The sequence below is a fragment of the Pseudomonas sp. Mn2068 genome, from assembly GCF_049319725.1.
GTDB lineage: Bacteria > Pseudomonadota > Gammaproteobacteria > Pseudomonadales > Pseudomonadaceae > Aquipseudomonas > Aquipseudomonas gingeri.
This window is the reverse complement of record NZ_JBMOUG010000006.1, coordinates 1-20,058: the sequence shown is the minus strand read 5'-3', so window position 1 is coordinate 20,058 and position 20,058 is coordinate 1. Positions and strand designations below refer to the sequence as shown.

The 20,058-nt window shown below is 64.7% G+C and carries 23 protein-coding genes; 9 read left to right on the top strand and 14 right to left on the bottom strand.

What is annotated here, in order from left to right:
• Nucleotides 1–67: 67 nt before the first annotated feature.
• Complete coding sequence (locus ACL9RJ_RS15295) at nucleotides 68–1,012, bottom strand: LysR substrate-binding domain-containing protein (RefSeq protein WP_178990790.1); 945 nt, start codon at nucleotides 1,010–1,012, stop codon at nucleotides 68–70.
• A 126-nt stretch (nucleotides 1,013–1,138) separates the two neighbouring features.
• Here ACL9RJ_RS15295 and ACL9RJ_RS15290 point away from each other — a divergent pair, with 126 nt between their 5' ends.
• The 3 genes from ACL9RJ_RS15290 to ACL9RJ_RS15280 all read left to right on the top strand — a co-directional run bounded on the left by ACL9RJ_RS15290 (nucleotide 1,139) and on the right by ACL9RJ_RS15280 (nucleotide 3,083).
• Nucleotides 1,139–1,777 (top strand): FMN-dependent NADH-azoreductase, encoded by a 639-nt coding sequence (locus ACL9RJ_RS15290; RefSeq protein WP_017125678.1) that lies wholly within the window; start codon nucleotides 1,139–1,141, stop codon nucleotides 1,775–1,777.
• Nucleotides 1,778–1,786: 9 nt separating this feature from the next.
• A complete protein-coding gene (locus ACL9RJ_RS15285; protein WP_042935172.1) occupies nucleotides 1,787–2,092 on the top strand; it encodes a DMT family transporter in 306 nt (101 codons plus the stop codon).
• A 100-nt stretch (nucleotides 2,093–2,192) separates the two neighbouring features.
• Nucleotides 2,193–3,083, top strand: a complete 891-nt coding sequence (locus ACL9RJ_RS15280; RefSeq protein ID WP_422765435.1) for an esterase/lipase family protein — start codon at nucleotides 2,193–2,195, stop codon at nucleotides 3,081–3,083.
• A 15-nt stretch (nucleotides 3,084–3,098) separates the two neighbouring features.
• On the opposite strand, the gene ACL9RJ_RS15275 is transcribed toward ACL9RJ_RS15280, so the two are convergent.
• Nucleotides 3,099–3,977, bottom strand: a complete 879-nt coding sequence (locus tag ACL9RJ_RS15275) for a DMT family transporter (RefSeq protein ID WP_017125675.1) — start codon at nucleotides 3,975–3,977, stop codon at nucleotides 3,099–3,101.
• Between the two features lie 98 nt (nucleotides 3,978–4,075).
• On the opposite strand from ACL9RJ_RS15275, the gene ACL9RJ_RS15270 reads away from it, so the two are divergent.
• The 4 genes from ACL9RJ_RS15270 (at nucleotide 4,076) to ACL9RJ_RS15255 (ending at nucleotide 7,153) form a co-directional block, all read left to right on the top strand.
• Complete coding sequence (locus tag ACL9RJ_RS15270) at nucleotides 4,076–4,861, top strand: AraC family transcriptional regulator (RefSeq protein ID WP_017125674.1); 786 nt, start codon at nucleotides 4,076–4,078, stop codon at nucleotides 4,859–4,861.
• Between the two features lie 86 nt (nucleotides 4,862–4,947).
• The gene (locus ACL9RJ_RS15265; RefSeq protein WP_422765434.1) at nucleotides 4,948–5,244 is read left to right on the top strand and encodes a PsiF family protein; all 297 of its coding nucleotides are present in this window, start codon (nucleotides 4,948–4,950) and stop codon (nucleotides 5,242–5,244) included.
• Nucleotides 5,245–5,436: 192 nt separating this feature from the next.
• The gene (locus tag ACL9RJ_RS15260; protein WP_177118095.1) at nucleotides 5,437–6,081 is read left to right on the top strand and encodes a hypothetical protein; all 645 of its coding nucleotides are present in this window, start codon (nucleotides 5,437–5,439) and stop codon (nucleotides 6,079–6,081) included.
• 61 nt (nucleotides 6,082–6,142) lie between these two features.
• Nucleotides 6,143–7,153: an AI-2E family transporter gene (locus tag ACL9RJ_RS15255; RefSeq protein WP_017125671.1), complete on the top strand. Its 1,011-nt coding sequence runs from the start codon at nucleotides 6,143–6,145 to the stop codon at nucleotides 7,151–7,153.
• A gap of 213 nt (nucleotides 7,154–7,366) precedes the next feature.
• On the opposite strand, the gene ACL9RJ_RS15250 is transcribed toward ACL9RJ_RS15255, so the two are convergent.
• Nucleotides 7,367–8,632: an Hsp70 family protein gene (locus ACL9RJ_RS15250; RefSeq protein WP_017125670.1), complete on the bottom strand. Its 1,266-nt coding sequence runs from the start codon at nucleotides 8,630–8,632 to the stop codon at nucleotides 7,367–7,369.
• Between the two features lie 300 nt (nucleotides 8,633–8,932).
• On the opposite strand from ACL9RJ_RS15250, the gene ACL9RJ_RS15245 reads away from it, so the two are divergent.
• Nucleotides 8,933–9,886 carry a DnaJ C-terminal domain-containing protein gene (locus ACL9RJ_RS15245; protein ID WP_177083305.1) on the top strand — a complete coding sequence of 318 codons (954 nt, stop codon included), beginning with the start codon at nucleotides 8,933–8,935 and terminating at the stop codon, nucleotides 9,884–9,886.
• Nucleotides 9,887–9,888: 2 nt separating this feature from the next.
• On the top strand, nucleotides 9,889–10,197 hold the full coding sequence (locus tag ACL9RJ_RS15240; RefSeq protein ID WP_017125668.1) for a chaperone modulator CbpM: 309 nt from the start codon (nucleotides 9,889–9,891) through the stop codon (nucleotides 10,195–10,197).
• 12 nt (nucleotides 10,198–10,209) lie between these two features.
• On the opposite strand, the gene ACL9RJ_RS15235 is transcribed toward ACL9RJ_RS15240, so the two are convergent.
• The 11 genes from ACL9RJ_RS15235 to urtB all read right to left on the bottom strand — a co-directional run bounded on the left by ACL9RJ_RS15235 (nucleotide 10,210) and on the right by urtB (nucleotide 19,944).
• Nucleotides 10,210–11,355 carry a sensor histidine kinase gene (locus tag ACL9RJ_RS15235; protein ID WP_017125667.1) on the bottom strand — a complete coding sequence of 382 codons (1,146 nt, stop codon included), beginning with the start codon at nucleotides 11,353–11,355 and terminating at the stop codon, nucleotides 10,210–10,212.
• Nucleotides 11,356–11,432: 77 nt separating this feature from the next.
• Entirely contained in the window at nucleotides 11,433–13,133 is a 1,701-nt protein-coding gene (ureC, locus tag ACL9RJ_RS15230; protein ID WP_017125666.1) for an urease subunit alpha, read from the bottom strand.
• The gene (locus ACL9RJ_RS15225; protein ID WP_017125665.1) at nucleotides 13,130–13,450 is read right to left on the bottom strand and encodes an urease subunit beta; all 321 of its coding nucleotides are present in this window, start codon (nucleotides 13,448–13,450) and stop codon (nucleotides 13,130–13,132) included. The genes ureC and ACL9RJ_RS15225 overlap by 4 nt, the downstream gene beginning before the upstream one ends.
• On the bottom strand, nucleotides 13,447–13,980 hold the full coding sequence (locus ACL9RJ_RS15220) for a GNAT family N-acetyltransferase (protein ID WP_177083300.1): 534 nt from the start codon (nucleotides 13,978–13,980) through the stop codon (nucleotides 13,447–13,449). The genes ACL9RJ_RS15225 and ACL9RJ_RS15220 overlap by 4 nt, the downstream gene beginning before the upstream one ends.
• 7 nt (nucleotides 13,981–13,987) lie before the next feature.
• Nucleotides 13,988–14,521 carry a GNAT family N-acetyltransferase gene (locus ACL9RJ_RS15215; protein WP_422765433.1) on the bottom strand — a complete coding sequence of 178 codons (534 nt, stop codon included), beginning with the start codon at nucleotides 14,519–14,521 and terminating at the stop codon, nucleotides 13,988–13,990.
• Nucleotides 14,522–14,529: 8 nt separating this feature from the next.
• Nucleotides 14,530–14,832, bottom strand: coding sequence for an urease subunit gamma (ureA, locus tag ACL9RJ_RS15210; protein ID WP_007937143.1), 303 nt, complete (start codon nucleotides 14,830–14,832; stop codon nucleotides 14,530–14,532).
• A 68-nt stretch (nucleotides 14,833–14,900) separates the two neighbouring features.
• Nucleotides 14,901–15,740, bottom strand: coding sequence for an urease accessory protein UreD (locus tag ACL9RJ_RS15205; RefSeq protein ID WP_177127891.1), 840 nt, complete (start codon nucleotides 15,738–15,740; stop codon nucleotides 14,901–14,903).
• Between the two features lie 30 nt (nucleotides 15,741–15,770).
• The gene (gene urtE, locus ACL9RJ_RS15200; protein ID WP_422765432.1) at nucleotides 15,771–16,469 is read right to left on the bottom strand and encodes an urea ABC transporter ATP-binding subunit UrtE; all 699 of its coding nucleotides are present in this window, start codon (nucleotides 16,467–16,469) and stop codon (nucleotides 15,771–15,773) included.
• Between the two features lie 18 nt (nucleotides 16,470–16,487).
• Complete coding sequence (gene urtD, locus ACL9RJ_RS15195; RefSeq protein ID WP_042935141.1) at nucleotides 16,488–17,363, bottom strand: urea ABC transporter ATP-binding protein UrtD; 876 nt, start codon at nucleotides 17,361–17,363, stop codon at nucleotides 16,488–16,490.
• Nucleotides 17,360–18,439, bottom strand: coding sequence for an urea ABC transporter permease subunit UrtC (urtC, locus tag ACL9RJ_RS15190; RefSeq protein WP_422765431.1), 1,080 nt, complete (start codon nucleotides 18,437–18,439; stop codon nucleotides 17,360–17,362). Before urtC ends, urtD begins: the two co-directional genes overlap by 4 nt.
• The gene (urtB, locus tag ACL9RJ_RS15185) at nucleotides 18,439–19,944 is read right to left on the bottom strand and encodes an urea ABC transporter permease subunit UrtB (RefSeq protein WP_422765430.1); all 1,506 of its coding nucleotides are present in this window, start codon (nucleotides 19,942–19,944) and stop codon (nucleotides 18,439–18,441) included. The genes urtC and urtB overlap by 1 nt, the downstream gene beginning before the upstream one ends.
• Between the last annotated feature and the right edge of the window lie 114 nt (nucleotides 19,945–20,058).

Below are 20,058 nucleotides of genomic sequence, written 5' to 3'. Positions count from 1 at the left end.
GGTTAGGCGCCTCGCTCTGCTGGCGAGATCGCTACCTGGTTGTGAGTCTCGGGCGACGGGAAAAGTTTTATCCGATTGTCTCTTCGACCGCGAGGGGGCGGATCGGCCGGTGTCCGGACGCCCGCGCCTCTTGCGCCAACCACTGGAAAAACGCCCGCACCGGCGGATGCCGTTCGCGTCCGGGCACGCAGAGGGCGCTGTAGCCGGCACCGTCGACGCTGATGTCCGGGCGATAAGCCTGCAGCAGGCCACTGGCGACGCTTTCCGAGACCAGGATCGAACTGGCCAGCACCAGGCCCTGTCCGCCGATCGCCGCCTGCAATGCGTAATGCTCCTCATCGTATTCGCGAATGACCGGTTGTCCCTGCATCCAGCTTTCCCCCGCCAGGTCGCACCAGGCTTCCCAGCCCCTGGCGTAGAGCTTGGAGTTGTGCCAGTGGACGCTGATCAGGGTCGGCTGGTGTTGTGCCGCCAGGGCCACCTGGGCCGGTGAGCCGTAGACCGTGAAGCATTCGTCGAACAGGCATTGGCCGTACAGGTTCGGCCAGTCGTCGAGGCTGTAGCGGATCACCATGTCGATGCTGGCGTCCTGGTGCAGGTCGTGGACTTCGCAGTGGGTGTCGAGGCGCAGGCTGATGTTCGGATGACTGGCATAGAAACGTCCCAGGCGCGGCACCAGCCAGAGGGCGGCAAAGGCCGGGGTGGTGGAAATCGTCAGGCTGGTGCCGCTGCGTTGCGGGCGCAGGGTATCGACGCTCTGGGCGACCTCCAGCAGCGCGCCATGCAGGCTGCGGAACAGTCGCTCGCCCGCGTCGGTCAGGCGCACCTGGCGTGGCAGGCGTTCGAACAGCGGTACGCCGAGCCAGCCTTCCAGCGACCGGATCTGATGGGACACGGCGGTCGGCGTCACGGTCAGTTCTTCGGCGGCCGCCTTGAAGCTGCGCAGGCGCGCGGCGGATTCGAAGGCGCGCAGCGCGGTGAGTGGCAGGCTGGCGAACATGCTCGGCTCCATGGATGAATTGAACTCATCCTGAATGACTATTGCTCATTTGTTCCGATGAGGCGTTGCCTCTAGCTTTTGCGGCAGGAGGCAGGTTCATTCTGAGCTGGCCAGCAGTGTTCGGTAAAGGGGAAACAGATGAGCAGGATTCTTGTTGTCGAAGCCAGTCCACGGGGTGAGCGTTCCCAGTCGCGGCGTCTGGCCGAGGTGTTTCTGGGGGCCTATGGCGAGGCGCATCCCCAGGCCCGCCTGACGCGCCGGGAGACCGGGCGTGCGTTGATTGCTCCGGTCAACGAAGCGTTTATCGCCGCGGCGTTTTATCCACGGCCCGCCGAGCGCCCGCAGGCGATGCAGGCGGACCTGGCGTTCAGCGATGAACTGGTGGGCGAGCTGCTGCTCAACGACCTGCTGGTGATTGCCACGCCGATGCACAACTTCAGTATTCCCAGCGGGCTCAAGGCCTGGCTGGACCAGATCGTGCGGGTCGGGCTGACCTTCGACTTCAGCCTCGACAATGGTGTCGCCCAGTATCACCCGCGGGTGCAGGGCAAGAAGGCGTTGATCATCAGCAGCCGTGGCGGGCACGGCATGGGGCCGGGCGGACCGCTGGAGGCGATGAACCACGCCGAGCCGTTGCTGCGTACGGTGCTGGGCTTTATCGGAATCGAGGAGGTCACGGTTGTCGCCGTCGAGGGCGAGGAGTCCGGCGGGGCATCGTTCCAGGCCGCCCTGGCCGACGCCGAACGGCGCCTGCTGGACCTGGCGCGGACGCTCTGAGGGATGGCCATGCCCTGGATCCATCTGCTGATCGCGGCGGCCTTCGAAGTCACCTTTGCGCTGGGCATGAAGTACGCCGAGGGTTTCACCCGCCTCTGGCCCTCGCTCGCCACCGTGATCGCGGCGGTGGGCGGGATCTACTTCCTGACCCTGTCGCTGCGGGTGCTGCCGGTCAGCATCGCCTATCCGATCTGGACCGCCATCGGTTCATTGGGCACGGTATTGCTCGGGTTCCTGCTGCTGGGGGAAAGCCTGACGGCGGTCAAGCTGGTGTCGGTCGGACTGATCGTGGTCGGCGTGGTGGGGTTGAAATAAGCGTCGTGTCGCCGTGTTGTCATCTTCAGTACCGATGCTTTTGCACCTGGCCGGTGCATTGCGGCTAGGCTCTATTTCTTCCCGTCATGGATGGTCGTCGATGTCGCAAGAACTCGCCACGCGTTATCCGCTGGTGCTGGTGCCGGGCATGCTCGGATTTGTCCGGCTGCTGCTGTTTCCCTACTGGTACGGTATCGCCGAGGCGTTGCGCCAGGGCGGGGCGACGGTATTCCCGGTGCAGGTGTCGCCGCTGCACGCCAATGAAGTGCGTGGCGAGCAGTTGCTGCAGCGCATCGAGCAGATCCGCCGCGAAACCGGGGCCGACAAGGTCAACCTGATCGGTCACAGCCAGGGGGCGTTGACGGCACGTTATGCGGCGGCCAGGCGTCCGGAGTGGGTGGCTTCGGTGACCTCGGTGGCCGGGCCCAACCATGGTTCGGAGCTGGCCGACCACTTCCAGCGGCACTACCCGCCGACCAGCGTGCGCGGGCGCCTGCTGACCTTCGTGCTCTGTGTCGTCGCGCGGATCATGGGCTGGCTGGAAACCGGCTATCGCGGGCCGGGCCTGCCGATGGACCTGGCCGCCTCCCATCAGTCGCTGACCAGCGAAGGCGTGGCCCTGTTCAACCGGCAGTACCCGCAAGGGTTACCGGACAGTTGGGGCGGGCAGGGGCCCGAGCTGGTCGACGGCGTGCGCTATTACTCCTGGTCCGGGACCTTGCAGCCGGGCATCACCGATCGCGGGCGCAATCTGTTCGACGGCACGAATCGCAGTTGCCGCCTGTTCGCCAGGACCTTTATCCGCGAAGCCGGGCAGTGCGATGGCATGGTCGGGCGCTACAGCTCGCACCTGGGGACGGTGATCGGCGACGACTATCCCCTGGACCACTTCGATATCGTCAACCAGTCAATGGACCTGGTGGGCAAGGGGGTCGCGCCGATCCGCCTGTTTGTCGAGCATGCCCGGCGCCTGAAGGCGGCGGGGCTGTAGCGCCCCGCCAGGCACTCAGCGGGCCTTGCCCAGTGGTGTGGTCCAGCGCTCGGAGAGGATCACCCCGCCCAGGGTCAGCGCCCCGCCCAACAGGTGGAACAGCGCCAGTTGTTCGTGCAGTACCGCGGCGGCGATCAGGGCGGTGAGGATCGGCAGCAGGTTGAAAAACAGCACCGTGCGGCTCGGCCCCAGCTTGCCCACCGCGCTCATCCACATCAGTGGCGCGAGCATCGACGCCAACAGGCAGGCGTACAGCACCAGGCCGGCGTTCTGCAGGTTCGGCCCGACCTTGGGCGAGAGCCAGAACAGCGGGAACAGCACCACCACCGCCACCAGGATCTGCAGGTACAGCAGTTGCAACGGTGGCAGGCGCAATTGCCACTTCTTCAGCAGCGTGCTGTAGATCGCATAGGCCAGGGTCGCGATCAGCATCATCGCATCGCCCAGGTTCACGCCGTGGGTCAGCAATGAGCCGAGGTTGCCGGCCGAGACCACCACCAGCACGCCGGCGAAGGACAGCACCGCGCCGGTCAGCGCCCCGGCGGTCAGGCGCTGGCCGAGGCTGATGATCGCCAGGGCCAGGGACATCAGTGGCATCAGCGAGAGGATGATGCCCATGTTGGTCGCCGTGGTCAGGGTCGCGGCGTAGTAGGCCAGGCTCTGGTAGACCGCCATGCCGAGCACGCCGAGGACGACGATCTTGCCCAGGTGCGCGCGGATCGCCCCCCAGTTGGCGATGACCGGGCGGAGCATGAAGGGGGTGAACAGCAGCGCGGCGAGCAGCCAGCGGTAGAAACCGATCTCGGCGGGGAAGATCGAGCCGACGGCCATCTTGTTGACGACGGTGTTGCCGGCCCAGATGAAAATGGCGAGCAGGGGAAACGCGTATTGCATGGGGTGACGACCAGAGCAGTAGTGAGCGGGAATTATCCATCTGTCCGGATCAAAGCCTATACTTCGATCCGGTCAATCAGCGTCGGAATCCGGACAGCATGCGCAAGATCCCCATCGAGATCCCCCGTTTCCCCGATCTGCCGGCGCCGGTGTACTTTCGTTATGCCGAATTCGGCCCCGGCAGCCATGCCGAGTCCCATCGGCATTCCTGGGGTTCGCTCGACTACGTGTCCCATGGCGTCATCCACTACGAAGTGGCCGGCCAGCGCTTCATGTCGCCGTCGCGCTACGCCCTGTGGATTCCCCCCAACACCGAGCACAGCGCCTACAACGCCCACGCGATCGTCTACCGTTCGGTCTACCTCGCCGAGGAGCACTGCCACGGCATGCCCGAGGTGGCGAGCACCCTGGCGATCAGCGATATCCTCAAGGCGATTCTCAGCGATTTCGCCCGCCGCGATGTGAAGATCCCCAGCGATCCGGCCGATGTGCGGCTGGCCCAGGTGCTGGTGGACCAGTTGCACCTGGCCAAGGTCCACAGCTGCTACCTGCCGTATTCCGATGAGCCGGGGTTGCTCTCGGTGCTCGAAGGCTTGCAGGACGATCCGGCGGACAACCGCTCGCTGGGGCAATGGGCGGCGAGCCTGCATGTCAGCGAGAGGACCCTGGCGCGCCTGTTTGTCCGGGAGCTGGGCGTGAGTTTCGGCGAATGGCGCCAGCGCCTGCGCTTTGTCTGGTCGATCCAGGCCCTGGAAGGGCCGCGCAGCGTGCAGGAGATCGCGTTCGATATGGGCTACAGCACCGCCTCGGCCTTTATCGCCATGTTCCAGCGCCAGGCCGGTTGTTCGCCGGAGCAGTATCGCCGGCAGTCGCGCTCACTCTAGGGCGCCTGCGGCTGGAGGTGTAACAGTGTTTGTCTACACTCCTTCAGAGGCCGTGCCCATCGGCGCGGTAACAAGGAGAAAACTCCATGAAGATGCTGCGTATTCCTTTGTTGATGGTAGGCCTGCTGCTGTGTTCCCAGGGCTTTGCCGCCACCGCCGCGCAACAGGCCCAGCAGGACAAGATGAAGTCCTGCAACGCCGACGCCACCACCAAGGCGCTCAAGGGCGATGAACGCAAGGCCTTCATGAGCAACTGCCTGAAAGCCGCCAAGCCCGCCACCCAGCATGACAAGATGAAGACCTGCAATGCCGATGCGACCACCAAGGCGCTCAAGGGCGACGAACGCAAGGCCTTCATGAGCACCTGCCTGAAGAACAAGTAGCCCTGCCCGGCAAGGCGTCCCCCGTGGCGGTGGGAGGCCTTGCCGTATTCCTCGTCGGTTTGCGAAATCCCCGCACTTCAGGCTGTCCCTTTGGTTATGATTCGGCGCGATAGTGGCGTTTTGTTATTGTGCGCCGCGGATGAGACGATACCCCTCCCTGGGGGCGTCCATTGGTCACCATAGGGATGTGCCGTGAAGAGAATCGTCTTGCTGCTCCTGGTCCTGACCCAATGCGCTTGCAGTGGCGCCCAGCTCCAGCGTTGGAGACCGGATTTTCGCCTGCCCCCCCGGCCTGAAGACCAGCCGTTGGTGGTGGACGCCGAGCATGCGAAAGTCATCCTGCAGGTGGCCGGGGATACCTTCAACCCGGTGCAGTTCTCGGCGAAGCGCGGCAGCGATGCGCAACAGAGCCCGGAAGAGCTGGGGACTCTGGTCAAACCCTCGAAGTGGGGATGGCTTCGTACCAGGCGCGAACTGCAGGTCGACCCCGACCAGCGGTTCAAGGTACTTGGCTATTCGCAGTTTAATGGCCGCAAACCGGCACCGGGCTATATCAGCGAGTACACGACGGAGCACACGTTCAATTATTCGAGCAACAAGTGGGAGCAGAAACAGGTCGCCAATCCGACAGTGCCTACCTCCTACAGCTGCGGAACCCTTGGCAGCAGCTTTGTGCCGCAGAAGCAGAAGGTCTATCTGGTGGAGTTCAGCTTTATCCATGACGGCGATGCGTGCCGGCAGCAGGTTTATGACGTCACCCGGGCTGGTCAGCGCATCCCTGTCACGTTGCTCGATGACTTTCCCGCTTCGTTTGCCGAGGCGTCCAAGTCCCCCTAGTCCTGCCGGTGGAACGCTGGCAGACTGCCTATCCTTTAGCTGCATTTTGTTTTGAGGCTGTATGTCAGCGTTTTCCCAGCGTTACGTAGTCTTGGCCAGTTTGATCATCGTCTTCGGTGGGTTGCTGCTGGTATTGCCGTTGAAGTTGCTGCCAAGCCTGCTGGCCGGCCTGCTGGTGTTCGAGCTGGTCAATATGCTCACGCCCAAGCTCGAGCACCTGATTGCCGGGCGGCGCGCGCGCTGGCTGGCGGTGGCCTTGCTGGGCACGTTGATCGTCAGTGTGCTGAGCCTGATCTTTGCCGGCGCCATCAGCTTCCTGTTGCATGAGGCGGAAAACCCGGGGGCCTCCCTCGGCAAGTTCATGGTCGTGGTGGACAAGGCCCGCGGACAGTTGCCGCCGGTGATCGACGCCTACCTGCCGGCCAGCGCCGCGGAGTTCCAGGTGGCCATCGGCGAGTGGTTGAGCAAGCACCTGAGCGAATTGCAACTGGTGGGCAAGGACGCGGCGCATATGTTCGTGACCCTGCTGATCGGTATGGTGCTGGGGGCGATCGTGGCCTTGCAGCACGTCTCGGATGTCAGCCAGCGCAAGCCCCTGGCGGCGGCCCTGTTCGATCGCCTGCGCCTGCTGGTCCAGGCGTTTCGCAATATCGTCTTCGCCCAGATCAAGATTTCGGCGCTCAATACCGCCTTCACCGCGATCTTCCTGGCGGTGATTCTGCCGCTCTGCGGGATCAAGCTGCCGCTGACCAAGACCCTGATCGTGCTGACCTTCCTGCTCGGGCTGCTACCGGTGATCGGTAACCTGATGTCCAACACCCTGATCACCATCGTCGGCCTGTCGCTGTCGATCTGGGTCGCGGCGGCTGCGCTGGGCTACCTGATGTTTATCCACAAGCTGGAGTACTTCCTCAACGCGCGGATCGTCGGCGGGCAGATCAGCGCCAAGTCGTGGGAGTTGCTCATGGCAATGCTGGTGTTCGAGGCCGCATTCGGCTTGCCGGGGGTGGTGGCGGGACCGATCTATTATGCGTATCTCAAGAGCGAGCTGAGGTTGGCGGAGCTGGTCTGAGTGCAACCCCGGGCGGGGTTCGAACCTTGCGGGAGTGGGCCTTGAGACTTGCAGCGCCGCTGATGGCCCCTTCGCTGGCAAGCCAGCTCCTACAGGTTCGGGGCGCCGCTGATGGCCTCTTCGCTGGCAAGCCAGCTCCTACAGGTTCGGGGGCGCCGCTGATGGTGGTGGGCGACATAGAGTCCAGTGAGAGCCAGCCAGCTCCCGTGATTTTCAGCCGTAGCGCTTGCGCGCATCGATCGCCAGGCCGCTGCCGATGCTGCCGAAGATATTCCCTTCCACATGCCGCGCGTTCGGCAGCATGGCCGAGACGCTCTGGCGCAGCGCCGGAATCCCGCTCGAACCGCCAGTGAAGAACACCGTGTCGACCTGTTCGACGCTCACGCCGGCATCATCGAGCAAACGGGTGACGCTATTGCGAATACGCTCCAGCAGGTTGTCGATGGCCGCTTCGAACAGCGCCCGGCTCAACTCCACGCTCAGCCCCGGCTCGATGCGGTCCAGCGGTACATGGCGGCTTTCGGCGTGGGTCAGCTGGATCTTGGTTTCTTCCACTTCCATCGCCAGCCAGTGCCCGGCGCGCTGTTCGATCAGCTTGAACAGGCGGTCGATGCCACCGGTGTCCTCGATGTCGTAGCGCATGCTGCCCAGGGCCAGCTGGGACTTCTGCGAGTACACCGAGTTGATGGTGTGCCAGGTCGCCAGGTTCATGTGGTGGCTGGTGGGCATGTAGGCGCCACTTTTCATCCGGCTGCCGTAGCCGAACAGCGGCATCACGCCCTGCAGGCTCAGTTGCTTGTCGAAGTCGGTCCCGCCGACATGCACGCCGCCGGTGGCGAGGATATCGTCGTGGCGGTTATCCAGGCCACGGCGCTCCGGCGACAGGCGCACCAGCGAGAAGTCGGACGTACCGCCGCCGATGTCGACGATCAGGACCAGCTCTTCGCGCTCGATGGTCGACTCGTAGTCGAAGGCCGCCGCAATCGGTTCGTATTGGAAGGACACGTCCTTGAAGCCGATCTTCTTCGCCACTTCCACCAGGGTGTCTTCGGCTTCCTGGTCGGCGACCGGGTCCTCGTCGACGAAAAACACCGGGCGGCCCAGTACCACCTGTTCGAACTCACGACCGGCGGTGGCTTCCAGGCGGCTTTTCAGCTGGCCGATAAACAGCCCGAGCAGGTCCTTGAACGGCAGGGCGGTGCCCAGCACGCTGGTGTCATGCTTGATCAGCTTGGACCCCAGCAGGCTCTTGAGCGAGCGCATCAGCCGGCCTTCGTAACCTTCCAGGTACTCGTGCAGCGCCAGGCGGCCGTAGACCGGGCGACGTTCCTCGATATTGAAAAAGACCACCGAAGGCAGGGTGATCTTGTCGTCCTCCAGCGCGATGAGCGTTTCCATGCCGGGGCGCAGCCAGCCGACCGTGGAGTTGGACGTGCCGAAGTCGATACCGCAGGCACGGGCTGGAGATGCGCTTTTCATGTCTTTCGAGTTCCGGTTAAAAAACGGCCGCGCAGTGTATGTCAGTCGGGCGCGGAATCGAAGGCCGACTATCCGCTAAATCGTGCCTTGTCGACTTGAAAGGCGGGCCATCACCCCCAAACTTGCAGTCATTGGTTCGACTTGTGTAACGGCGATGACAAGAAATCGCCGGCACGGCCGATAAACTTTTGCCGCACCGCCCAGTCACAGCCTTGAGATCGGTCAATCCTCGTTGCGCCGAAAAGCGCATGCTGTGGGCTGTCGGACGGTGCGATATCGATAACGCAGGGTGATCCTTAGATGGACTTCAAAGACTATTACAAGATCCTGGGTGTTGAGCCGACGGCGGACGACAAGACCATCAAGGCCGCGTACCGCAAGCTGGCGCGCAAGTATCACCCGGATGTCAGCAAGGAAAAGGACGCCGAGGCGAAATTCAAGGACGCCTCCGAAGCCTATGAAGCGCTGAAAAGCGCCGACAAGCGCGCCGAATATGACGATCTGCGCAAATACGGCCAGCATGGCCAGCCGTTCCAGGGCCCGCCGGGCTGGCAGGGACGTGGCGCGGGCGGCGGTTTTGGTGGCGCTGGTGGTGGTGACTTCTCGGACTTCTTCAGTTCGATCTTCGGCTCGCGCGGTGCCGGTTTCAGTAGCGGACAATCGGGCCGCAGCGCCGGTCGTCGAGGGCAAGACGTGGAAATGGAACTACCGATCTTCCTGGAAGAGAGCCTGACCAACGAATCGAAGAAGGTCACCTTTCAGGTCCCGCAGTACAACGCGGCCGGCCAGCATGTGAGCAACACCAGCAAGAGCCTGAACGTGAAGATTCCGGCGGGGGTGACCGACGGCGAGCGCATCCGCCTCAAGGGCCAGGGCGCGCCGGGGCTCGGTGGCGGGGCCAATGGCGACCTGTACCTGACGATCCGCTTCGCACCCCATCCGAAATTCGATGTCGAAGGTGAAGACCTGATCATCACGCTGCCCCTGGCGCCGTGGGAACTGGCACTGGGCACCGAAGTGGCGGTGCCGACCCTGACCGGCAAGATCAACCTCAAGGTCCCGGCGGGCAGCCAGAACGGCCAGCGCATGCGCGCCAAGGGCCATGGCCTGCTGAACAAGGCCGGGCAGCGCGGTTATCTGTTCGTGCAACTCAAGGCGGTCATGCCCAGGCAGAGCGACGATGCCGTGAAGGCGTTGTGGCAGGAACTGGCGAAGAAGGCCGCATTCGACCCGAGAGAGCAATGGAGTAGCTGATCATGAGCCCAGCCCTGAGCGTCGTTCAACTGGATATGCAAGCCTTCTGCGAGGCGTCCGACCTGCCGGTCGCCTACGTGATCGAAATCGTCGAACACGGCATCCTCGAACCTCAGGGCCGCTCACCGGAGGCCTGGCGCTTTCTCGACCATGAACTGGTTATCGCCCGGCGCGCGGCGAAGCTGCGCCACGACCTCGAACTGGAGTGGGAAGGCGTCGCCCTGGCCCTGGAACTGCTGGGCGAGGTTCGCGAGCTGCGGGCGGAAAACCGCATGCTCAGGCAGCGCCTGGACCGGCTGGTCGACGAGTAGCCCGGCAGCCGCTCAGGATTGGGCGCGCGAGACTCGCGGCAGCACGACCCTGAACCGCGTGCCTTCTTCCTCGCTGGAGCTGACCTCGACACTGCCCTGATGGGCCGTCACCACTTCCTTGACGATAAACAGGCCCAGCCCCAGGCTGGTCGAGGCGCCCGTCTGGCCGAGTTCCTCGGCGGCGTTGCGTACCAGCGGATCGAAGATCGTCGCCAGCGACTCGGCCGGAATCGGCGGGCCGAAGTTGTGCATGGACAGGCTGACGCTGTCTTCGCCGCCGATCAGGGTCAGGGTCACCTTGCGCCGGCTGGCCCCGTGCTGCAGGGCATTGCCGATCAGGTTCTGCAGCATCTGTTCGATCCGCCCCCGATCCCAGACCCCATGCATATCGCCTTCGACCTTCAGGCTCGGGCGACACTCCGGCTGACCGGCCCAGGCTTCGTTGAGGGCGGCTTTCGCCGCGCTCACCAGGTCCATGGGCGCCGGGTCTATCGGCAACTGGCTGCCCAGGCGGCTGCGCACGAACTCCAGCAGGTCGTTGACCATCGCCCCCATGTGGCGGGCGCTGCTCTTGATGTTCTTCACATAACCCATGGCGGTTTCATTGAGCTGGGTCTTGCGCACCAGCATTTCCGCCGACATGGTCACCGCCTGCAAGGGCGCGCGCAGGTCGTGTCCGAGAATGGCGAGGAAGATGTCCCGCGAGCGATTGACCTGCTCGGCATAGGCGACGGTGGACTCGGCGAGGGCTTCGTCGATGGCTTCGTTGAAGCGGATCATGTCCTGGAAGTAGGTCAGTTCCGGCGAGGACAGGTTGTTGACCCAGCGCCGGATCACGCAGGCCCGCAGGTGACGGAACTCCGACGTCATCTGGACCAGGTCGAAACCGACGTTATGGCGCAATTCACCATGGCTGGCGGCGGCGATATCGAGGCTGGGGCTGTTCTCCGGGCCTTCGCCCTTGGCCTTGTCCGCCTGCTGGCTGGCGCTCTGGGCGGTTTCCATGTCCCGCGCGGCCGCCAGCAGGATCGACTTGGCATGATCGCGCAGGGCGACCCGGCCCATGCTGTCCGCGGCGGGCGTCAGGGTTTTGGCAAACTGCTCCCAATCATCGACGATGGCGTCAACATGCAGCACGATAAAGTCAGACAGGCGCATGACCGATACCTTGATGAAGACTGCGAAAGGGGCTGGATGTGTTGCATCTTAGCCCCTAATCGTTGCCCTGCCTGCTCCTAGAAGAGGAAATACCTCTGCGCCATCGGCAGCACCTCCGCCGGCTCGCACCAGAGCAGCACGCCATCGGCCTTGACCTGGTAGGTCTGCGGGTCGACGTCGATGTCCGGCAGGTAGTCGTTATGGATCAGGTCGGTCTTCTGCACCGTACGGCAACCCTTGACCACGGCGATCCGTTTCTTCAGCCCCAGGCTCTCGGGCAGGCCCGCATCCCGGGCCGCCTGGCTGATGAACGTCAGGCTGGTGGCGTGCAGCGAACCGCCATAGCTGGCGAACATCGGCCGGTAGTGGACCGGTTGCGGCGTCGGGATCGAGGCGTTGGCGTCGCCCATGAGGCTGGCGGCAATCGCCCCGCCCTTGAGGATCAGGGTCGGCTTGACGCCGAAGAAGGCCGGGCGCCACAGCACCAGGTCGGCCCACTTGCCGATCTCGATGGAACCCACCTCATGGCTGATGCCGTGGGTGATCGCCGGGTTGATGGTGTACTTGGCGATATAGCGCTTGACCCGGAAGTTGCTGTTGCCCTCGCCATCGCCCGGCAGCGGCCCGCGTTGCTTGTGCATCTTGTCGGCGGTCTGCCAGGTACGGGTGATGACTTCGCCGACCCGGCCCATGGCCTGGCTGTCGGAACTGATCATCGAGAACGCACCGAGGTCGTGGAGGATATCCTCGGCGGCGATGGTTTCCCGGCGGATGCGGCTTTCGGCGAAGGCCACGTCCTCGGCGATGCTCGGATCGAGGTGATGGCAGACCATCAGCATGTCCAGGTGTTCGTCGATGGTGTTGCGGGTGAAGGGCCGGGTCGGGTTGGTCGAGCTCGGCAGGACGTTGGCGAAGCCGCAGGCCTTGATGATATCCGGCGCATGGCCGCCGCCCGCACCCTCGGTGTGATAGGTGTGGATGGTACGGCCCTTGAACGCGCCGAGGGTGGTTTCGACAAAGCCGGATTCGTTGAGGGTGTCGGTGTGGATCGCCACCTGCACATCGTACTGGTCGGCCACGCTCAGGCAGTTGTCGATGGACGCGGGCGTGGTGCCCCAGTCTTCGTGGAGCTTGAGGCCGATGGCGCCGGCCCTGACCTGCTCGACCAGCGGTTCCGGCAGGCTGGCGTTGCCCTTGCCGGTGAGACCGATGTTCATCGGGAAGGCATCGGCGGCCTGCAGCATGCGCGCCAGGTGCCAGGGCCCGGACGTGCAGGTGGTGGCGTTGGTGCCAGTGGCCGGCCCGGTGCCGCCGCCGATCATGGTGGTGACGCCGCTCATCAGCGCTTCTTCGATCTGCTGCGGGCAGATGAAGTGGATGTGGGTGTCGATGCCGCCGGCGGTGAGGATCATGCCTTCGCCGGCGATGACTTCGGTGCTGGCGCCGATGGCGATGGTCACGTCGGGCTGGATGTCCGGGTTGCCAGCCTTGCCGATGGCGGCGATGCGTCCGTCCTTGAGACCGACGTCGGCCTTGACGATGCCCCAGTGGTCGATGATCAGGGCGTTGGTGATCAGCGTGTCGACCACCTCGGCGGCCAGCAACTGGCCCTGGCCCATGCCGTCACGGATGACCTTGCCGCCGCCGAACTTCACTTCTTCGCCGTAGGTGGTGAAGTCCTTTTCCACTTCGATCCACAGGTCGGTATCGGCCAGGCGCACCTTGTCGCCGACCGTGGGGCCGAACATGTCGGCGTAGGCTTGTCGGGAGATTTTCATGCAGGTTCCTTGTCCAGGTCGCCCATGACGCGTCCGGCAAAGCCGAACACCCGGCGCAGCCCCGCCAGATCCACCAGTTCCACTTCGCGGGCCTGGCCCGGTTCGAAGCGCACGGCGGTGCCGGCCGGGATGTTCAGGCGCATGCCGCGGCTGGCGGCACGGTCGAAGTCGAGGGCATCGTTGGTTTCGAAAAAGTGGTAGTGGGAACCGACCTGGATCGGCCGGTCACCGCTGTTAGCCACGTTCAGGCGCAGGGTGCGACGACCGGCATTGAGCTCGATCTCGCCGGGCTGGATCTGGTATTCGCCAGGAATCATGCAGGTAACCCCAGTGTCTTGTAGTAGAGGGTGGTCGCCTGGTGGCGACCGTCCGGTGTCATGCAGTAGTTCGGCAGCTCGCCGACGCGGGTATAGCCCAGGGCGCTGTAGAACGCCTCGGCGTCGGAGCCGGCCTGGGTATCGAGGTACAGCAGGCCGCGCCTGTGGTCCCGGGCCGCCTGCTCCACGGCCTGCATCAGTTGCTGGCCGAGGCCATGGCGGCGCGCTTCGCTGAAGACCAGCAGTTTCTGCACTTCGGCGCGGTTCAGGCCGTTGGGCTTCTGGCACAGGCCCAGTTGCACGCTGGCCTGCACCTGCTCGTTGCGCACCACCACCCAGAGCAGCAGGCTGCCGTCCCGCAGGGCGGCCTGCACCTCGTCGAAGTAGGCGCGGGCCTGGTGGGCGTCGAGGTCGGCCATGAACCCCACGGAAGCGCCATGCCCCACGGCATCGAGCAAGAGATCGATCAGACCCTGGCGGTAGTGCGCAAAGCTTTCGGCATTGACGCGACGCAGTTGGGCGGCGTTCATCGGCGGATCACTCCTGGTTGGCGGTGGGCGGTTCTGCGCCCGGATTCAGGCAGAGCTGCATGAAAGTCAGGTCGAGCCAGCGGCCGAACTTGACGCCCACCTGGGGCATCTGCCCGGTGCTGGCGAAGCCCAGGCGCTCGTGCAGGCGGACGGAGGCGGCGTTACCGCTTTCGATCGCGGCCACCATGATGTGCTTGCCGCCGTCCCTGGCGCGCTCGATCAGCGCCGCCATCAGCCGTGGACCGAGGCCGTTGCCGCGCTGGTCGTTGCGTACGTAGACCGAGTGTTCGACGGTGTGGCGGAAACCTTCGAAGGGCCGCCAGTCACCATAGGAGGCGTAGCCGAGCACGCTGTCCGTGGCATCGACGATCACCAGGATCGGATAGGCCTGGGCCTGGCGGGCGCTGAACCAGGCCTGGCGATTGCCCAGGTCGACCGGTTGCTCGTTCCAGATCGCGGTGGTGTTGAGCACCGCGTCGTTGTAGATGTCGCGAATGGCCGGCAGGTCGGCATGCTGGGCGTCGCGGATAACGTAGGACATGAAGAGCCTCAGGCAATCGGTTGGTGGACGGTGACCAGCTTGGTGCCGTCGGGGAAGGTCGCTTCCACCTGGATCTCCGGGATCATCTCCGGGATACCTTCCATCACTTGTTCCCGGCTGAGCAGGGTGGTGCCGTAGTGCATCAGTTCGGCCACGGTCTGGCCGTCACGGGCACCTTCGAGCAGGGCGGCCGAGATATAGGCCATGGCTTCCGGATAGTTCAGTTTCACCCCGCGGGCCAGGCGCCGTTCGGCAACCAGACCAGCGGTGAAAATCAGCAGTTTGTCTTTTTCGCGGGGAGTCAGGTCCATGGTTCAAGGATCCATTGGCAGGCAGGGAAAAGGCAGGCAGAGCAAAGGCCGGCAGTTGAACAGGCACGTCATGTGTTCCAGATCCTTGGCGGCACCGCCTCACGACCCAGCAGTGCCGGGCGCAGCAGCCGCCATAATTCGATCAGCCAGGCCCGGGCATGCAGGGCCTGGCCAGCCAGGCAGCGGGCCACCAGCAGGCCGGGGAGCTGGCTCAGGTCGCCGCGTACGGCTGTCGACAGGTTACGACAGCGCTCCAGCAGCTCGCTGTCGATTTCACCGGTGACCAGCAGGGTGGCGAACACCGGCTGGCCGTCGAGCCCGATCGGCGAATCCAGCAGGCCGTCGTCGCCCTCGATGCGCTGGCGCTCGTGCCACAGCGGCTGGCCGTCGCGGCGGATATCGAGGTGCGCCTGGAAGTGCCCGCGGTCGAAACGTTCGCCGCTGGCCGGGCGGCCGAGGGCGACCATGTCCCAGTAGAACAGTCGCGCATCGCCCTCCAGCTCGATGCGGGTGGCGAGTTCGGCCTGGGCCGCGCTGAAGACGATGGTTTCCTGGGGCAGCCATTCCAGGGTGGCCCCGGCGGCGACCTTGAGGCTGAGGGTCTGGCTGGCCGGGCCGGTTGCGCGATACCACTTGGCGGCGCCGGGGCTGGTCAGCTGTGCCCAGGCATCGCGTTCGACGCTGGCGCGGATATCCAGGCGATCACCGCCGGCAATTCCGCCCGGCGGGTGGACGATGATGTGCTGGCAGACCTCCGGGCCTTCGGCATACAGGTGTTTCTGCACCCGCAGCGGGCCCTTGTGGCGGCGCTGGACCGGGCGCGTGGTGGCGCCGAAACGGGCGTAGCCGAGCTCCAGCTCGGCGTGCCAGCTGGGGGTGAACAGGGCGGTAGAGGCGGGCAGGTTCATGAGTTCCGATTATCGTCAGGACGCTACAGGTTAGATCGTAACCAGGCCGCGTACACCCTCGGCTTCCATATTTTCTCCGCGACCCTGCTGGACGATCTCGCCCCGGGACATCACCAGGTACTGATCGGCCAGTTCGGCGGCAAAATCATAGAACTGTTCCACCAGCAGGATGGCCATGTCGCCGCGGGCCGCGAGCTTCTTGATCACCGCGCCGATCTCCTTGATCACCGAGGGTTGGATGCCTTCGGTGGGTTCGTCGAGGATCAGCAGGCGCGGGCGGCTGGCCAGGGCCCTTCCGATAGCAAGCTGTTGCTGCTGGCCGCCGGACAGGTCACCGCCACGGCGCTGCTTCATCTGCAGCAGGACCGGGAACAGTTCGTAGATAAACGCCGGGACTTCACGGGCTTCGGCGCCGGGGAAGCGCGACAGGCCCATCAGCAGGTTTTCTTCCACCGTCAGCCGCCCGAAGATTTCCCGTCCCTGAGGCACGTAGGCGATGCCGGCATGCACCCGCTGGTGCGGCTTGAACTGGGTGATGGGCTTGCCTTCCCACTGCACGACACCTTCCTTGGCCGGCAGCAGGCCCATCAGGCACTTGAGCAGGGTGGTCTTGCCCACGCCGTTACGGCCGAGCAGGCAGGTGACTTCGCCGACCTTCACGTCGAACGACAGGCCCCGCAGGATGTGGCTACCGCCGTAGTACTGGTGCAGCTTGTCGACTTGCAGCATGTTCGGATTCCTTGTGGTTCAGCGCCCGAGGTAGACCTCGATCACCCGCTCGTTTTCCTGCACCTGTTCCAGCGATCCTTCGGCCAGCACGCTGCCCTGGTGCAACACCGTGACATGGTCGGCAATCGAGCCGACAAAGCCCATGTCGTGTTCCACCACCATCAGCGAATGCTTGCCGGCGAGGGTCTTGAACAGTTCGGCGGTGAATTCGGTCTCGGCATCGGTCATGCCCGCCACCGGCTCGTCGAGCAGCAGCAGTTGCGGGTCCTGCATCAGCAGCATGCCGATCTCGAGGAACTGCTTCTGGCCGTGGGACAACAGACCCGCCGGGCGATTGACCGAGGCCGTCAGGCGGATGGTTTCCAGGACCTGGGCAATGCGGTCCTTCTGCTCGCCGCTCAGGCGCGCCCGCAGGCTGGCCCACACCGACTTGTCGGTCTTTTGCGCCAGCTCGAGGTTCTCGAACACGCTGAGGGCCTCGAACACCGTGGGTTTCTGGAACTTGCGGCCGATCCCGGCCTGGGCGATCCGCACTTCGCTCATCTGCGTCAGGTCGAGGGTTTCGCCGAACCAGGCCTTGCCGTGGCTGGGCCGGGTCTTGCCGGTGATCACGTCCATCAGGGTGGTCTTGCCCGCGCCGTTGGGACCGATGATGCAGCGCAGTTCGCCGACGCCGATATACAGGTTGAGGTCGTTCAGCGCCTTGAAGCCGTCGAAGCTGACGCTGATATCTTCCAGGGTCAGGATGGTCCCGTGGCGGGTGTTCAGGCCCGTGCCGGCGGCCTGGCCGAGACCGATGGCGTCGCGGCTGCTGCCGGCGTCCCGATTGGCATCAAAGGCAGGGGGTTCGAGAATGGGTTCCAGCATGAACTGCGCCGTTGCTGTGATTCTCATTGTTCACCCCTTTTCTTCAACAGGCCGATCACACCCTTGGGCAGGTACAGGGTCACGACGATAAACAGCGCACCGAGGAAGAACAGCCAGTATTCCGGAAAGGCCACGGTGAACCAGCTCTTCATGCCATTGACCAGGCCAGCGCCGAGCAGCGGGCCGATCAGCGTGCCGCGCCCGCCGAGGGCGACCCAGACGGCGGCCTCGAGGGAGTTGGTCGGCGACATTTCGCTGGGGTTGATGATGCCCACCTGTGGCACATACAGCGCCCCGGCCAGGCCGCACAGCACCGCGCTCAGGACCCAGACGAAGAGCTTGAAGCCGCGTGGATCGTAGCCGCAGAACATCAGGCGGTTTTCCGCGTCGCGCAGGGCGGTCAGCACCCGGCCGAACTTGCTCCGGGCCAGCCGCCAGCCGCAGTACAGGCTGGCGACCAGGAGCAGCACGGTGGCGAGAAACAGGACCGCGCGGGTGCCCGGCTCGGTGATGCCGAAACCGAGGATGCTGCGGAAGTTGGTGAAGCCGTTGTTGCCGCCGAAGCCGGTCTCGTTGCGGAAGAACAACAGCATGCCGGCGAAGGTCAGGGCCTGGGTCATGATCGAGAAATACACGCCCTTGATCCGCGAGCGGAAGGCGAAGAAACCGAAGACCAGGGCCAGCAGTCCCGGCGCCAGCACCACCAGGCACAGGGCCCAGAGGAAATGGCTGGTGCCGGTCCAGTACCAGGGCAGCTCGGTCCACGACAGGAAGGTCATGAACGCCGGCAGTTCATCGCCGGAGGCCTCGCGCATCAGGTACATGCCCATGGCATAGCCGCCCAGGGCGAAGAACAGGCCATGGCCCAGGGACAGCAGGCCGGCATAACCCCAGACCAGGTCCAGGGCCAGGGCGACAATGGCGTAGCAGAGAATCTTGCCCACCAGGGTCAGGGTATAGGCGGAGACCTGCAGCGGGTTTTCCGGCGCCAGCAGCGAGAGCAGCGGCAACGCCAGCAGCAACAGCAGCACCACGGCACCGACGATCAGGGTCACCTTGGGCCCGGCCTTCTGGCTCGCGGTCAATATCAGGGGCTGGTTCATCAGTCGATCACCCGTCCTTTCAGTGCGAACAGCCCTTGCGGACGTTTCTGGATAAACAGAATGATCAGCGCGAGGATCAGGATCTTGCCCAGCACGGCGCCGATCTGCGGTTCCAGGATCTTGTTGGCGATGCCCAGGCCGAAGGCGGCCATGACGCTGCCCGCCAACTGGCCGACGCCGCCGAGGACCACCACCAGGAACGAGTCGATGATGTAGCTCTGGCCCAGGTCGGGGCCGACGTTGCCGATCTGGCTCAGGGCCACGCCGCCGAGGCCGGCGATGCCGGAACCGAGGCCGAAGGCGAGCATGTCGACGCGACCGGTGGGCACGCCGCAGCAGGCGGCCATGTTGCGGTTCTGGGTCACCGCCCGCACGTTCAGGCCCAGGCGGGTCTTGTTCAGCAGCAGCCAGGTCAGCACCACGACGAACAGGGCGAAGGCGATGATCACGATACGGCTGTAGGGCAGGACGAGGTTGGGCAGGACCTGGATGCCGCCGGACAGCCACGCCGGGTTGGCGACTTCGACGTTCTGCGCGCCGAACACCAGGCGCACCAGCTGGATCAGCATCAGGCTGATGCCCCAGGTGGCGAGCAGGGTTTCCAGGGGGCGGCCGTAGAGGTGGCGGATCACCGTGCGCTCCAGGGCCATGCCGATGGCCGCGGTGACGAAGAACGCCACCGGCAGGGCCACCAGCGGGTAGTAGTCGATGGCCTGCGGCAGGAAGCGCTGGAACAGCAACTGCACCACGTAGGTGGCGTAGGCGCCGAGCATCAGCATCTCGCCGTGGGCCATGTTGATCACCCCGAGCAGGCCGAAGGTGATCGCCAGGCCGAGGGCCGCCAGCAGCAGGATCGAGCCGAGGGACATGCCGCTGAAGGCCTGGCCGAGGATCTCGCCCACCATCAGCTTGCGCTTGACCTGGGCCAGGCTGGTCTCGGCGGCGGTATGCACGCCGGCATCGGCTTCGACGCCGGGGGCGAGCAGGCCTTCGAGGCGGGTCCGGGCCAGGGGATCGCCGGTTTCGCCGAGCAGGCGTACGGCAGCCAGGCGCACGGCCGGGTCGCTGTCCACCAGTTGCAGGTTGGCCAGGGCCAGGCTCAGGGCCGCGTGGACATCGGCATCGGTTTCGCCGGCCAGTTGCCGGTCGAGGAAGCCCAACTGTGCGGGCTTGGCGCTTTTCTGCAGTTCCCGGGCGGCGCCCAGGCGCACCTTGGCGTCGGCGGCGAGCAGTTGCTGGGCGGCGACGGCGGTCTCGATCAGGCCGCGCAGGCGGTTGTTCAGGCGCACGGGTTGCGGGAGAGCGCCGTCGACGCTGATCTCGCCCTGTTGCAGGCTGTTGATCAGTTCGACGCGCGCGGGATCGGGCTGGGCGGCCCAGCTTTCCAGGAGCTTGGCCTGTTGCAGGGGATTGGCCGCGACGAAGTCGCTGGCATCGCTGGCGTGGGCGGCCATCGGCAATAGCAGCGCGAGGGCGAGGAACAGACGGTATAGGGCAGTGGACATATCATCGGCCTTGCATAAGACCCTGTAGGAGCCGGCTTGTCCGTGGTCAGGACAGAAAAACCCCCCTCTACCCCTTTGCCCCCCCCCCCCTCAAACATCCTCCCCCCACAAGTG

Bases quoted from the DNA above. Each gene is read 5' to 3' on its own strand.
- ACL9RJ_RS15290 (WP_017125678.1), top strand. From the start codon at position 1,139: ATGAGCAGGATTCTTGTTGTCGAAGCCAGTCCACGGGGTGAGCGTTCC.
- ACL9RJ_RS15205 (WP_177127891.1), bottom strand. From the start codon at position 15,740: ATGAACCTGCCCGCCTCTACCGCCCTGTTCACCCCCAGCTGGCACGCC.
- ACL9RJ_RS15215 (WP_422765433.1), bottom strand. From the start codon at position 14,521: ATGTCCTACGTTATCCGCGACGCCCAGCATGCCGACCTGCCGGCCATT.
- ureC (WP_017125666.1), bottom strand. From the start codon at position 13,133: ATGAAAATCTCCCGACAAGCCTACGCCGACATGTTCGGCCCCACGGTC.
- urtE (WP_422765432.1), bottom strand. From the start codon at position 16,469: ATGCTGCAAGTCGACAAGCTGCACCAGTACTACGGCGGTAGCCACATC.
- ACL9RJ_RS15250 (WP_017125670.1), bottom strand. From the start codon at position 8,632: ATGAAAAGCGCATCTCCAGCCCGTGCCTGCGGTATCGACTTCGGCACG.
- urtB (WP_422765430.1), bottom strand. From the start codon at position 19,944: ATGTCCACTGCCCTATACCGTCTGTTCCTCGCCCTCGCGCTGCTATTG.
- ACL9RJ_RS15255 (WP_017125671.1), top strand. From the start codon at position 6,143: ATGTCAGCGTTTTCCCAGCGTTACGTAGTCTTGGCCAGTTTGATCATC.
- ACL9RJ_RS15220 (WP_177083300.1), bottom strand. From the start codon at position 13,980: ATGAACGCCGCCCAACTGCGTCGCGTCAATGCCGAAAGCTTTGCGCAC.
- ACL9RJ_RS15240 (WP_017125668.1), top strand. From the start codon at position 9,889: ATGAGCCCAGCCCTGAGCGTCGTTCAACTGGATATGCAAGCCTTCTGC.
- ACL9RJ_RS15280 (WP_422765435.1), top strand. From the start codon at position 2,193: ATGTCGCAAGAACTCGCCACGCGTTATCCGCTGGTGCTGGTGCCGGGC.
- ACL9RJ_RS15275 (WP_017125675.1), bottom strand. From the start codon at position 3,977: ATGCAATACGCGTTTCCCCTGCTCGCCATTTTCATCTGGGCCGGCAAC.
- ACL9RJ_RS15270 (WP_017125674.1), top strand. From the start codon at position 4,076: ATGCGCAAGATCCCCATCGAGATCCCCCGTTTCCCCGATCTGCCGGCG.
- urtC (WP_422765431.1), bottom strand. From the start codon at position 18,439: ATGAACCAGCCCCTGATATTGACCGCGAGCCAGAAGGCCGGGCCCAAG.
- ACL9RJ_RS15285 (WP_042935172.1), top strand. From the start codon at position 1,787: ATGCCCTGGATCCATCTGCTGATCGCGGCGGCCTTCGAAGTCACCTTT.
- ACL9RJ_RS15225 (WP_017125665.1), bottom strand. From the start codon at position 13,450: ATGATTCCTGGCGAATACCAGATCCAGCCCGGCGAGATCGAGCTCAAT.
- ACL9RJ_RS15265 (WP_422765434.1), top strand. From the start codon at position 4,948: ATGAAGATGCTGCGTATTCCTTTGTTGATGGTAGGCCTGCTGCTGTGT.
- ureA (WP_007937143.1), bottom strand. From the start codon at position 14,832: ATGGACCTGACTCCCCGCGAAAAAGACAAACTGCTGATTTTCACCGCT.
- ACL9RJ_RS15235 (WP_017125667.1), bottom strand. From the start codon at position 11,355: ATGCGCCTGTCTGACTTTATCGTGCTGCATGTTGACGCCATCGTCGAT.
- urtD (WP_042935141.1), bottom strand. From the start codon at position 17,363: ATGAGAATCACAGCAACGGCGCAGTTCATGCTGGAACCCATTCTCGAA.
- ACL9RJ_RS15295 (WP_178990790.1), bottom strand. From the start codon at position 1,012: ATGGAGCCGAGCATGTTCGCCAGCCTGCCACTCACCGCGCTGCGCGCC.
- ACL9RJ_RS15245 (WP_177083305.1), top strand. From the start codon at position 8,933: ATGGACTTCAAAGACTATTACAAGATCCTGGGTGTTGAGCCGACGGCG.